This is a genomic window from Roseateles sp. P5_B10, from assembly GCF_056400485.1.
The window spans coordinates 1-11,023 of sequence record NZ_JBFULE010000121.1; the positions used below are offsets into that span (position 1 = coordinate 1).

Genomic DNA, 11,023 nt, shown 5'->3' on the forward strand with positions numbered 1-11,023 from the left:
CTGGCCCCGCAGAAGAAAGTTACCCCGCTGCCGGGCGGGACTCCCGGCAATGCACCGAGCAAACACCCGCTGCGCAAAGCATCCAACCAACTACCTACCCACCTACCACTTCAAAGTACCGCTCAAACGACGCATCCACCGCCGCCCTCGCGCCGCCAATGATGTTCAGCCCCCACGTGAACCCATACACGTCGTCAAACTGAACACCCCGCAGCCTCGCCTGCGTCTCCCTCACCAACGCCGGCCTTGCCGGCACATGGTTGGGCACGCTGTACATGAAGCTGACATGCCGCCGGTCCTGCGCCACATGCAGCGCATCACCCGCCAGCAACAGCGACTTTCCGCCACCAGACCAGTGCAGCACCGTGCTGCCCGGGAAGTGCCCCGGGCAACGCAACAGCGTCGCGCCGCGGCCCAGGTCCAGCGTGTCGCCGCGCCAAAACTCCACCCAGCGCGAACAGCGCGCCACCCACTCGCGGTCGTTCTCGTGCACGAAGATCGGCACGCCGCCCAACGCCTCGCTCCAGCGCACCATGGCCGAATAGAAGTGCGGGTGGGAGATCGCGATGCGCTCCACGCCACCGCGCCGCTTCAGCTCAGCCACCGCCTCCTCTGTGACGAGGGCCGTGCTCTCCCACAACACACCTGCGTCGGGCAGGTGCAGCGCCCGCTGCGGAATCGCGAAGCCCGGCGTGACACCGATGCCGAACAGCGCGTGATCCATCTCCAGCCGGTTGCGGTGGAGGGTGGCCAGCTCGTCATGTGTCGTCCAGACCTGCCCTTGCCAGCCGACGTACTGGCGCTCGTCGCTGCAGATGCGGCACAGCCCCGGCGGCTGGGCGCTGTCGTCGTGTTCGGTGCCGCAGGTGCGGCACATGAAGTGGGCCATCGTGTGCTCCGTGATTTGCCAGGCCTGCAGCCTAGGCAGTCCGGTCGCCCGGTCACAGAGCCAAGTTCAGCGATTCAGAGGGTGCCAAGCGCTTTTGCGAGGCGCCGCACGGCCTCGGGAATGCGCGCCGCCGTGACGCTGCCGTAGCCCAGCACCAGCCCCTGCACACCGCCCGCGCCCAGCCAGTAGCGGCTCAGCGGCTCGACGCCGACGCCGGCGGCCCAGGCGCGACGCGTCAGCTCGTCGGCATCGACGCCGGGCAGCGCCACGGCCAGGTGCAGGCCCGCAATGGCGGAGAAGATTTCCACCCGATCGCCCATATGGCGCTTGAGCATCTGCTCCAGCACGCGGCGCCGCTCGGCGTACTCGCCCCGCATGCGGCGCACATGCCGCAGCAGATGGCCCTCGGCGATGAAGTCGGCCACGGCCGCCTGCGTCAGCGCCGGCGTGCCAAAACCCGCCGCATGCTTGGCTGCCACCAGCGCCTCGCGTGCCCAGGCGGGAGCGACGACATAGCCCAGGCGCAGCGCCGGCAGCATGCTCTTGGACAAGGTACCGACATAGAAGACGCGGCCATCGCGGTCCAGCGTCTTCAAGGCGTCCAAGGGCCGCGACGTGAAGCGGAACTCGCCGTCGTAGTCGTCCTCGATGACGACGGCCTGGTGCGCGGCGGCCCAGTTCAGCAGGTCGCGCCGGCGCGGCAGCGACATCGCCATGCCCAGCGGCGCCTGGTGCGACGGCGTCACGCAGACGATGCGTGTCTCCGTCGGCAGGGCGCTCACGACCAGCCCTTCAGCGTCCAGCGGTATCGGCGCGAGCCTCGCCCCCGCAGCCAGCAGGGCCGCGCGCAGCGGCGGGTAGCCTGGGTTCTCGACAGYGGCCAGCGTCTGACCCGGCGTGACCAGCACGCGCGCGATCAGGTCGAAGGCCTGCTGCGCCCCGGCCGTGATGACCACGTCGTCCGCCGTGCAAGCCACCGCGCGGGACGACGACACATGGCCCGCGATGGCGGCCCGCAGCGCCGGCAGGCCCTGCGCCGGCGGGTAGCTTGCCGGCTCGCGCGCGGCGGCCTGCAGCGCGCGCGTCTGCAGGCGGCGCAGCACGTCAAAAGGAAAGCTCGCCGTGTCCGGCATGCCGGTCTTGAAGTGATAGGCCGGTGCCGGGCCGCTGGTGAGCGCTGCCGGCCACCCGCCACTCTCGCCGCGCAGCCAGCGGCTGTCGGCCCAGGGCGCGACGCTGGCGCGGTCCGAAACGCCCACCGCGGCCCGCGGCAGCTCGGCCACAAAGCTGCCGCCCGCGCCGCGCGACTCCAGCCAGCCCTCGGACGCCAGCAACTCATAGGCGGCCACCGCGGTGTTGCGTGACACGCCCACCTGCGCCGCCAGCTCGCGTGACGACGGCAGGCGCAGCCCAGGTGCAAGGCGCCCGCTGGCGATGGCGTCACGCAGCGCCGCATGCAGGCTGGCCAGGCGCGAACCGCGCGCGGCGAGCTGCAGATCGAGTTCCAGGCTTGGCTCCATGTCTTCTCTTCAATTTGGCTCTTTTGTGGAGCCATGCAAGCCGGCACTCTAGCGCCCTGCAACACAGGAGATTGCCATGAGCGCGATGACGACACCCTTCGACGGCCTGCAACCCCATGTCCGGCCCCATGTCGACGCAGCATTGCAGCGCGCCGGCCTGGACGCCTGGATCCCCGAAGGCCCGGGCAAGTGGTCGCTGCCGCTGCAATTCCTTGCCGATGGCGGCTGGGTGGAGCTGATGCGGCTCACGCCTGGAACGAAGTTGACGCTGCACCGCCACCACGGCGAGGTGCACGGCCTGAACCTGCAGGGCCAGCGCCGCCTGGACGACGGCCGCGTCATCGGCGCCGGCGACTATGTCTTCGAGCCCGTCGGCAATGTCGACAGCTGGGAGGCGGTCGGCGACGAGGTGCTGGTGCTGCATGTCATCGTGCGTGGCGACGTGGACTACGTGGCGGCCGACGGCACGGTGCAACGGCACATCACGACGGCCGACGTGATCGCCGGCTACCGTGACTTCTGCGCGTCGCGAGGCCTGACGCCGCGCCTCGCCCCGGCCGCCTGAGCCGTCAGGCCGCCAACGCCACCGCGTCGGCACCTGCGGGCAGGCGCATCGGGCAGCTGGGGTCCGTGGCCGCGCGCCACACAGCCAGGGCCACATCCTGCCCATGCGTGACCTCGCCCGCCGGCTGTTGCGCCCAGCTGGCAAACACACGCTCGGCCAGCTCCGCATAGGCCTCGGGAATGCTGCCCTGCATGCGCGAGCGCGCGTTCTCGGCGAAACGGGTGGTGGGCGAGCGGCCCGGCAGCACGACGCAGGCGCGGATGCCGAAGGGATGCAGCTCCAGCGCCAGCGACTCGGTGAACGCATTCACCGCCGCCTTGCTCGCCGTGTAGACGGCCAGTAGCGGCAACGCCTTCAGCGTCACGCTGGACGTGACGTTGATGACGACGCCCGAGCGGCGCTGGCGCATCTGCGGCAACAGGGCTTGAGTCATCGCCATCGTGCCGAAGGTATTGGCCTCGAAGATCTCGCGCACCTGTGCCATCGGGATGCCTTCCAGCGCGCCCAGCAGGCCGATGCCGGCGTTGTTGACCAGCACGTCGACGGGACCCGCCGCGTCCACGCAGTAGCGGATGCTGGCGGCGTCGGTCACGTCCAGAGGCAGCACGCGCAGGCGTTCGCTGCGCGGCAGCAGATCGTCGCGCGGCGTGCGCATCGTCGCGATGACCTGCCAGCCCTGGTCGATGAAATGGCGTGCGGTTTCGAGGCCAAAGCCGGACGAGCAGCCGGTGATGAGCACGGTTTTCATGGGGAACTCCTGGGGGTTGGGGGATGCGCCACGATAGGGCGACGCAGCAGGACTGCCTACAATCAAAAGTCCGCAAAACATTGGCAAACGTCCTGTCGTGACCGATCCCCTCGCCGAAGTCGTCGGTCTCCTGCAGCCCGGCGCACGCTTTTCCAAGGTGGTTGCCGGTGCGGGCGACTGGCGGGTGCGCCGCACGGACGCCGGCCTGCCTTTCTATGCCGTCGTGCTGGAAGGCGCGTGCCGCCTCACGGTCGACGGGCAACCGCCGCTGGACCTGCAAGCCGGCGACTTCGCCCTCGTGCCCGCAGCGCTGCCCTTCACGACCAGCAGCGCCGGCCCGGCGGCGGCGGACTTGCCCCTGACACTGCCCGAGCGGCTGGCGGACGGCAGCTACCGCGTCGGCAACGCGGACGTCCCAGCCGACGTGCGGCTGCTGGTGGGGCATTGCAGCTTCGGCTCGCCGGATGCGGCCTTGCTGGTCCCGCTGCTTCCCCAGCTGATGCATGTGCGCGGCGAGCCGCGGTTGACGGCGCTGGTACGGCTGCTCATCGACGAAACCGGCGCCGAGCGGCCGGCGCGCGACGAGGTGCTGGCGCGGCTGCTGGAGGTGTTGCTCATCGAGGCCCTGCGCTGTGCGGCCGGCACCGCCGCGTCGCCGGGCCTGGTGCGCGGCCTGGCCGACGTGCGCCTGGCCGCCGCGCTGCGCCGATTGCACGAAGCGCCGGCCCAGCCCTGGACCGTCACCTCACTGGCCAGGGAGGCGGCCCTGTCGCGCTCAGCCTTCTTCGAACGCTTCAACCGCGCGGTGGGCGTCGCGCCGATGAGCTATCTGCTGGCCTGGCGCATGGCTCTGGCGCGGCGGCTGCTGCGCGACGAGAGCCTGGGCGTGGCCGACGTGGCCGAGCGCGTCGGCTACAGCTCGGCCAGCACCTTCAGCGTGGCCTTCACGCGCCACGTGGGCCAGCCACCGGCGCGCTATGCGCGAGGCGCCTAGAAGACGACTTCCACGCGCAACCCACCTTCTGGCCGGTTGCTGAGCACCAGCAATGCGCCCTGCCGGCGCACCAGTTGCTGAGCGATGTACAGGCCCAGCCCCGTGCCGCCGGTTTGGCGATTGCGCGAGCCCTCGACGCGGCGGAAGGGCTGGCGCACGCGCTCCAGCTCGGCTTCCGGGATGCCGGGGCCGTTGTCTTCCACCACCAGCCGCGTCACACCGGCCGACAGATCGACGCTGACCTCAGCCTGGCCGGCATAGCGCAGCGCATTGCCGACGAGGTTGTCGACCACGCGACGCAGGGCGACCGGATCGGCTCGCACGACAGCCGGCGGGCCGGTGAAACTGACAGTGGCGCCCGTCTCGGCCAGGTCGTCGACAGCGGACTGGGCCAGGGCCGACAGATCGACGCGCTGGGCCTCGGCCGCCTCGGCGGGACGGAACACCTCGATGACGCTCTCCACCAGCCGGTTCATCTCGCGGATGTCCTCCACGCAGCGCTCGCGCACGCCGGCTTCCACCTCGCCCGTCTCCAGCCGCAGCCGCATGCGCGTCAGCGGCGTGCGCAGGTCGTGGGAGATGGCCGCGATCATCAGGCCGCGTTCCTCGAACTGGCCGCTCAGCTCGGCCGCCATGCGGTTGAACACGGCCGCGGCGTCACGCACCTCGCGCGTGCCGTCTGCCTCATCGAGCGCGGGCGCCGGGCGGCCCTGGGCGAGCGCCGGCGTCAGCCCCTGCGCCGCGGCAACGAGGCGGCGCACAGGCTGGGCCAGCCAGCGCGAACCCCACCAAGCCGCCAACGCGATGACGAGCAGGCGCACACCGTAATCCAGCAGGCTGGAGCGCCAGGGCAAGCTGGGCGGCAGCGACGGGAAGGTGGGCACGCGGGCGACGTGTTCACCGCGCGGTGGCGGGCCGGCGTCGTCAAAGCCACCAGCCGGCGGAGAAATCGGGCCTCTGTTGGCATGCATCGGGGGTGGCCCGGGGCGCCCGTCCATGCCCGGCCCGTGCAGCGTCTGCGCCACGAGGCTCCAGGCCGCCAGATGGCTCAGCGCCAACGCGGCCCACATCAAAAGGAACAGCCGCAGACCCAGGCGATCCCAGTCTTTCCATGGCTTCAGCACGGGCTCACCTCGGCATCAAAAAGATAGCCCTCGCCGCGCACGGTGCGGATCAGCGACGGCTCGCGCGCCGTGTCGCCGAGCTTGGCACGCAGGCGCGACACGGCCAGGTCAATGCTGCGGTCGTTGACCTCGACGCCGGGTGCGCGGGTCAGCTCGATGAGCTGGTCACGGCTGAGCACGCGGCCCGGTCGCTGCACGAAGGCGCCGAGGAGCCGGAACTCGGCGCTGGAGAGGGCAATGCCGACGTCGTCGGCATTGATGAGCTGGCGCGTCATGCGGTCGAAGCGCCAGCGGCCGAAGCGCAGCAGGCGTGTGTCTTCGGCCAGGGTCTGGCCGCCCTTGTTGGCCCGCCTCACCAGGGCCTGCAAGCGCGCGACCAATTCGCGCGGCTCGAAGGGCTTGGCGAGGTAGTCGTCGGCGCCGAGCTCCAGGCCGACGACGCGGCTCATGGTGTCGCCGCGTGCGGTCAGCATCAGCACCGGCGGCGCATCGGCCTGCGTGGACAGCCAGCGCAGCAGCGCCAGGCCGTCTTCGCCGGGCAGCATCAGATCGAGCACGATGACATCGACCTGGTCGCTCGTCAGCTGCTGGCGCATGCCCCGTCCGTCGGCCGCCGCACTGACCCGCCAGCCAAAGCCTTCCAGATAGACCGTCAGGCTGGTGCGGATCTCGGCGTCATCGTCGACAACGAGGCAATGCATGTCAGCCCCTCGTCCGGTGGGTACACCGACCGATCCCTCGAGGGGATGCGGCTCGGCGAGGGGCGGCCCGGCGCTCGATTCCACTCATGCGGCAATACCTACTTTCAAACGGGCCACATAACCGGCACTGACCGAGCCCGTCATCGTCGCGAGCTGCGTCGAATAACCGTCGCTGAAGATGCCGTCGCTGGACAGGCTGATGGCATTGTTGTTGGCCGCGCTGTTGCCATAGCCGCTGGTGGCGTAGACGGCGGTGTTCGAGTCCGACGGGAAGCACAGCTGCGAGGTGCGCAGCTTGTTGTTCCAGTTGGTCGCCGTCGTCGTGCTGCGGTAGACCTCGAAGTGGATGTGGGGCACGCGGCCCGAGTAGCAGCCCGGGTAGATGGTCTGGAAGGTGGCCGTGCCGTCAGTGGCGGTGGCCTGCACGCCGCGAAGGTAGTTCTCGCCCGTCACGCCGCTGGAGTACATCGAATAGCGACCCAGCGCATCGCAATGCCAGAGGTAGACGGCATAGCCAGACAGGTCGGCGCAGGAGGCATTGGTGTTCACAAGCTCGATGATGACCTGAAGCGGCACGCCCGTGGCGATGCCGCTGGCGCCGGCGATGCTGGCGCGGATGTCGCTGCGCACGATGCCCGACAGGGCCAGCGCGTTGGCGACGCTGCCGTTGGCGGTGTTGGAACCGTCGCCCGGGTAGGGGCCTTCGGTCTCGCTGGGAATGACGGAGCAGCTGCTGGTCGTTGTGCCGGAACTGCCGCCGGAGGAGCCCGATGAAGAAGACGATGAGTCGCTCGTCGCGCTGCTGCCGCCACCGCCGCAACCGGTCAGCGCTATCGCGCCGGCGCCGCTGAGCGACACGGCGCCCGCGCCGAGCAGCCAGCGCAGCGCGGTCCGCCGCTCGAAGGCCTGCTGGTGCAGGCGGCTCAGGTCGTGGGCCAGGCCCAGGTCGTGGTCATGCTTGGCGTCGTGATCGTGGTGCATTGCAGCTCCTTCGGCAGTGTCGGATGGAGGCATTGCATCGCTCGGATGTATCGAGGGAATCGACAGATTGTGTCGGCGTGGAAATATGGCTTGGTTGCTTTTGCGGTGCGGCTTGCTGCTCGCGGCATTGCCGGGAGTCCCGCCCGGCGGCGGGGTAACTTTCTTCTGCGGGGCCAGAAGAAAGTCACCAAAGAAGAGGCCCTGAACCGCACGCCATCGCGTCACCGCCCTCAGCGGCGCGCGAAAACGTCCTCCGGCTTTGCGGGACGAAGCGACCCGCTGCGCTCTCGCTGCTGTCCCTATCACCTTCACCATCCATCGCACCACCTGCCCGCTTAACGCCGGCTGCACGCCGTTCTCACCAGGAAGACCGATGCAGCGTCGCTCGGGCGACGCGACTTGCCGCGCTCACCTGCCCGACACGTCGCCCGAGCGACGCCGCCTTCATTGATAAGCCCGGCGTGCAGCCGGCGTTAAGCGGCGTGAAGTGGCGATGCGTGGCGCTCGTCACAGGGACAGCAGCGAGAGCGCAGCGGGTCGCGTCTGCCCAAATCGGAAGTGAGAGTTTTCGCGCGCCACACTTGGCGGTGTGGTGCTCGTGTGCGGTTCAGCGCCTCTTCTTTGGTGACTTTCTTCTGGCGCCGCAGAAGAAAGTTACCCGGCCGCCGGGACGGACTCCCGGCAATGCAACGAGCAAACACCTGCTACGCAAAAGCACCCACCCAGCTTCACCCCAAGATCAACTGCAACGACCCCTGCAACGCCTGAATCAACGCCTCCAGCGCCTGCAGCAGCCTCTCGCTGCCTTGGTGCATGCGCTGCACCGCGTCGCCCTGCTCGACGCGCAGGCCACGCAGCAGCAGCAGCCAGGCCTCGTCCACGTCCTTGAAGGCTGGTTGCAGCGTCGGGCCTGCGAGTGGCGCGGCGCGCACGCCGTCATAGGCCTTGATGAATTCATCGAGCCCCGCGGCGAGGCCGCTGGCGTCGTGGCCTGGCATGACCTGGGCGAGCAGGCCCTCCTTGGCCAGGCGCTGGCTCAACAAGCGCAGCCGCGTGACCTGAGCCAACAGGCCGACCGGGCGCTGGCCGGCGCGTTCGGACAGGCGGGCGACCAGCGTCTCGCTGCTTTCCAGCAGGCGCTGGGCTGCCCGGTCGCTGCGGCCGAGGTCGGGCTGGCGGTTGGCCAGCGCGGCGTCCAGCTGAGCCCAGGCGGCCGATACGGCAGACAACTCCTCGGCCAGATCGTGGCGCAGCAGCTCGGCCAGCCGGGCGAGATTGGCCGCCACGCGTTCGGCCGACGCGTCCAGCAGGGCCTGGGCCTCGCGGCGCTCGGGCGGCGTGAGGCGCGGCCACTGGCGCAGGGCCTGCAGCTTGACGAGGCGCTGGCTCAGCATGCGCTGGGCGCCGGCGCGCTCCAGCGCTTCGGCCAGCTCGCTCGTGTGCACGACACCACGCGCCACCTCGGGCAACTTGGACTGGGTCTGCATCGCGGTATTGCGCAACAGCGCGAAGGCGGCCGCCTCGTCGATGCCGCGGGCCTGCATCAACAGGCCCTTGGCACGTTCTGTCCACTTGCGCTCGTCCAGCTTGGCCTGGGCGGCGAGCTCGCGGGCCTGCTGCTGGGCAGTCAGATCACGCGCCCACAGCAAGGCCTCGSCCAGCACGCTGGCATCCACATCGGCCGGCAGCCATTGCACGGCACCGCGGGCCAGCGCAGCCTGCCGCTCGGGCCCCTGAGGCGGCGGCGACAGCAGCACCACGGGCAAGCCGAAAGCCCGCTCCGAGTGCAGAAGCTGCGCCAAGGCGGTGCGGTCCGGGCACCAGAGCAGCCCGACGGCCGGACCGTCGGCGGGCGGCGCAAGCTCCGAAACGGTGCACACAGACCAGCCCAGGGCCTGCAAAGCGGCCACCTGGGGCGGCGGTTCAGGGCTGCAGATCAGCGAGGGCAGCAGGGGCAGCGAGGTAGGAGCGGCGGTATCAGGCATGGCTTCAGGCTTCACGCCCCAAAACGGCGCAAGAAACAGGCCAGCGACGTTGCCGGCGGGTGGGCATGAGGCTTGCAAGTATCGGCCGTGGTTCCCGCAATGGTGCGGAAACCCTCCCGCTGCACGTCCTTGCCGCCCTGGCACGCGACCGGTGGGTTGGCGTGGGCGCGTGCAGCCAGCACGATAGAGCCCAAGATGTCCGCATTCCAGAACTTCAAACGAGCCGGCCACAGCCCCACRCTGTTCGCCGCCTTCCTTTACTTCGCGTTCTCCTGCTGCATCTGGGTGCTCAATGGCGCGCTGGCGCCCTTCATCAGCGAGACCTATCACCTGACACCGGCCCAGAAGGGGCTGATGCTGTCGATCCCGATCATGGCCGGCGCGCTGATGCGCTTCCCGCTCGGTCTGCTGTCGCAATACATCGGCCGCAAGAACGCGACGCTGGTCGAGATGGGCATGATCGCCGTGGCCATGCTGTATGGCTTCTTCATGGTGAAGAGCTATGACGACCTGCTGGCCATGGGCGTGCTGCTGGGCATTGCCGGCGCCAGCTTCGGCGTGGCGCTGAGCCTGGGCTCGGGCTGGTTCCCGCCGCAGTACAAGGGCCTGGCCATGGGCCTGGTGGGCGCGGGCAATGTCGRCACGGCGGTGTCGGTGCTCGTCGCGCCGCCGCTGGCCCAGGCCTATGGCTGGCAGACGGTCTATGCCTTCGCGGCGGCCGCCATCCTGGTGCCAATGCTGGTCATGATCGTCTTCGCCAAGGAGCCGCCCGATGTCGACGCGCATGCCTCGCTGCGCGAGCACGTCGCCTGCCTGTTCGAGAAGGATGGCTGGGCCTTCAGCCTGATCTACGGCGTGACCTTCGGCGGCTTCATCGGCCTCACCACCTTCCTGCCCACCTACTACTACGACCAGTTCGGCGTCTCCAAGGTGCAGGCCGGCCAGCTGACCATGCTGGCGGCCTTCATGGGCGCGGCGGTGCGCGTGGTGGGCGGCTGGCTGTCGGACCGCTGGGGCGGCGTCAACATGCTGACCTTCGTGCTGGTCGTCGTCGCGATCACGCTGGCCCTGATCGGCATGAGCAGCGGGTCCCTCGTGCTGACGACGCTGCTGCTCATCGTCTGCTTCGCGGCCCTGGGCGCGGGCAATGGCGCCCTCTTCCAGTTGGTGCCGCTGCGCTGGCCCGCGGCCACGGCCGTGGCCGGCTCGATGATCGGCGAGATCGGCGCCCTGGGCGGCGGCCTGGTGCCCAATCTGATGGGCATGTCCAAGCAGCATGCGGGCACTTATATGTGGGGTTTTGTCGTCTTCGCGGTGTTGGCTGTTTTGATGCTGGGCGTCATGCGCGTCATGCAGATCCGCTGGACGCGCACCTGGGCCGAGAAAGGTGGCCGCGCACGCCAAGCCGCCACGGCCGGCCAGGACGCCGATCCGGTGCATTACCAACGCATCTGAGTCGCGGCTGCCCCTCGCGCGAGGGACAGCCCGACGCGCAACGCTCGGCACACTGGGCGCA

General features: G+C 69.6%; 10 protein-coding genes. 3 read left to right on the top strand and 7 right to left on the bottom strand.

The genetic code is table 11. The annotated features are described in order from the left end of the window. Window positions 1-94: 94 nt before the first annotated feature. Together AC1DU6_RS10630 and pdxR are read right to left on the bottom strand one after the other, a co-directional pair. Window positions 95-889 (bottom strand): MBL fold metallo-hydrolase, encoded by a 795-nt coding sequence (locus AC1DU6_RS10630; protein ID WP_477857093.1) that lies wholly within the window; start codon window positions 887-889, stop codon window positions 95-97. Between the two features lie 74 nt (window positions 890-963). Continuing rightward, on the bottom strand, window positions 964-2,409 hold the full coding sequence (pdxR, locus tag AC1DU6_RS10635; protein WP_477857095.1) for a MocR-like pyridoxine biosynthesis transcription factor PdxR: 1,446 nt from the start codon (window positions 2,407-2,409) through the stop codon (window positions 964-966). 76 nt (window positions 2,410-2,485) lie between these two features. Here pdxR and AC1DU6_RS10640 point away from each other — a divergent pair, with 76 nt between their 5' ends. Then, window positions 2,486-2,974 (top strand): cupin domain-containing protein, encoded by a 489-nt coding sequence (locus tag AC1DU6_RS10640; protein ID WP_477857097.1) that lies wholly within the window; start codon window positions 2,486-2,488, stop codon window positions 2,972-2,974. 4 nt (window positions 2,975-2,978) lie between these two features. Here the strand turns inward: AC1DU6_RS10640 and AC1DU6_RS10645 are convergent, their stop codons facing one another. Beyond that, a complete protein-coding gene (locus AC1DU6_RS10645) occupies window positions 2,979-3,722 on the bottom strand; it encodes an SDR family oxidoreductase (protein WP_477857098.1) in 744 nt (247 codons plus the stop codon). Between the two features lie 97 nt (window positions 3,723-3,819). On the opposite strand from AC1DU6_RS10645, the gene AC1DU6_RS10650 reads away from it, so the two are divergent. Next, window positions 3,820-4,716: an AraC family transcriptional regulator gene (locus AC1DU6_RS10650; protein WP_457319741.1), complete on the top strand. Its 897-nt coding sequence runs from the start codon at window positions 3,820-3,822 to the stop codon at window positions 4,714-4,716. On the opposite strand, the gene AC1DU6_RS10655 is transcribed toward AC1DU6_RS10650, so the two are convergent. The 4 genes from AC1DU6_RS10655 to AC1DU6_RS10670 all read right to left on the bottom strand — a co-directional run bounded on the left by AC1DU6_RS10655 (window position 4,713) and on the right by AC1DU6_RS10670 (window position 9,507). Next, window positions 4,713-5,840 carry an ATP-binding protein gene (locus AC1DU6_RS10655; RefSeq protein WP_457319739.1) on the bottom strand — a complete coding sequence of 376 codons (1,128 nt, stop codon included), beginning with the start codon at window positions 5,838-5,840 and terminating at the stop codon, window positions 4,713-4,715. The genes AC1DU6_RS10650 and AC1DU6_RS10655 overlap by 4 nt on opposite strands. Next, window positions 5,834-6,541 (bottom strand): response regulator, encoded by a 708-nt coding sequence (locus AC1DU6_RS10660; RefSeq protein WP_457319737.1) that lies wholly within the window; start codon window positions 6,539-6,541, stop codon window positions 5,834-5,836. Before AC1DU6_RS10660 ends, AC1DU6_RS10655 begins: the two co-directional genes overlap by 7 nt. An 84-nt stretch (window positions 6,542-6,625) precedes the next feature. Beyond that, complete coding sequence (locus AC1DU6_RS10665; protein ID WP_477857100.1) at window positions 6,626-7,522, bottom strand: dioxygenase family protein; 897 nt, start codon at window positions 7,520-7,522, stop codon at window positions 6,626-6,628. Window positions 7,523-8,250: 728 nt separating this feature from the next. Next, a complete protein-coding gene (locus AC1DU6_RS10670) occupies window positions 8,251-9,507 on the bottom strand; it encodes an ANTAR domain-containing protein (RefSeq protein ID WP_477857102.1) in 1,257 nt (418 codons plus the stop codon). Window positions 9,508-9,702: 195 nt separating this feature from the next. Here AC1DU6_RS10670 and AC1DU6_RS10675 point away from each other — a divergent pair, with 195 nt between their 5' ends. Then, the gene (locus tag AC1DU6_RS10675; RefSeq protein ID WP_477857104.1) at window positions 9,703-10,962 is read left to right on the top strand and encodes an MFS transporter; all 1,260 of its coding nucleotides are present in this window, start codon (window positions 9,703-9,705) and stop codon (window positions 10,960-10,962) included. Window positions 10,963-11,023: the final 61 nt, after the last annotated feature.

Bases quoted from the DNA above. Each gene is read 5' to 3' on its own strand.
- AC1DU6_RS10660 (WP_457319737.1), bottom strand. From the start codon at position 6,541: ATGCATTGCCTCGTTGTCGACGATGACGCCGAGATCCGCACCAGCCTG.
- AC1DU6_RS10645 (WP_477857098.1), bottom strand. From the start codon at position 3,722: ATGAAAACCGTGCTCATCACCGGCTGCTCGTCCGGCTTTGGCCTCGAA.
- AC1DU6_RS10640 (WP_477857097.1), top strand. From the start codon at position 2,486: ATGAGCGCGATGACGACACCCTTCGACGGCCTGCAACCCCATGTCCGG.
- AC1DU6_RS10630 (WP_477857093.1), bottom strand. From the start codon at position 889: ATGGCCCACTTCATGTGCCGCACCTGCGGCACCGAACACGACGACAGC.
- AC1DU6_RS10665 (WP_477857100.1), bottom strand. From the start codon at position 7,522: ATGCACCACGATCACGACGCCAAGCATGACCACGACCTGGGCCTGGCC.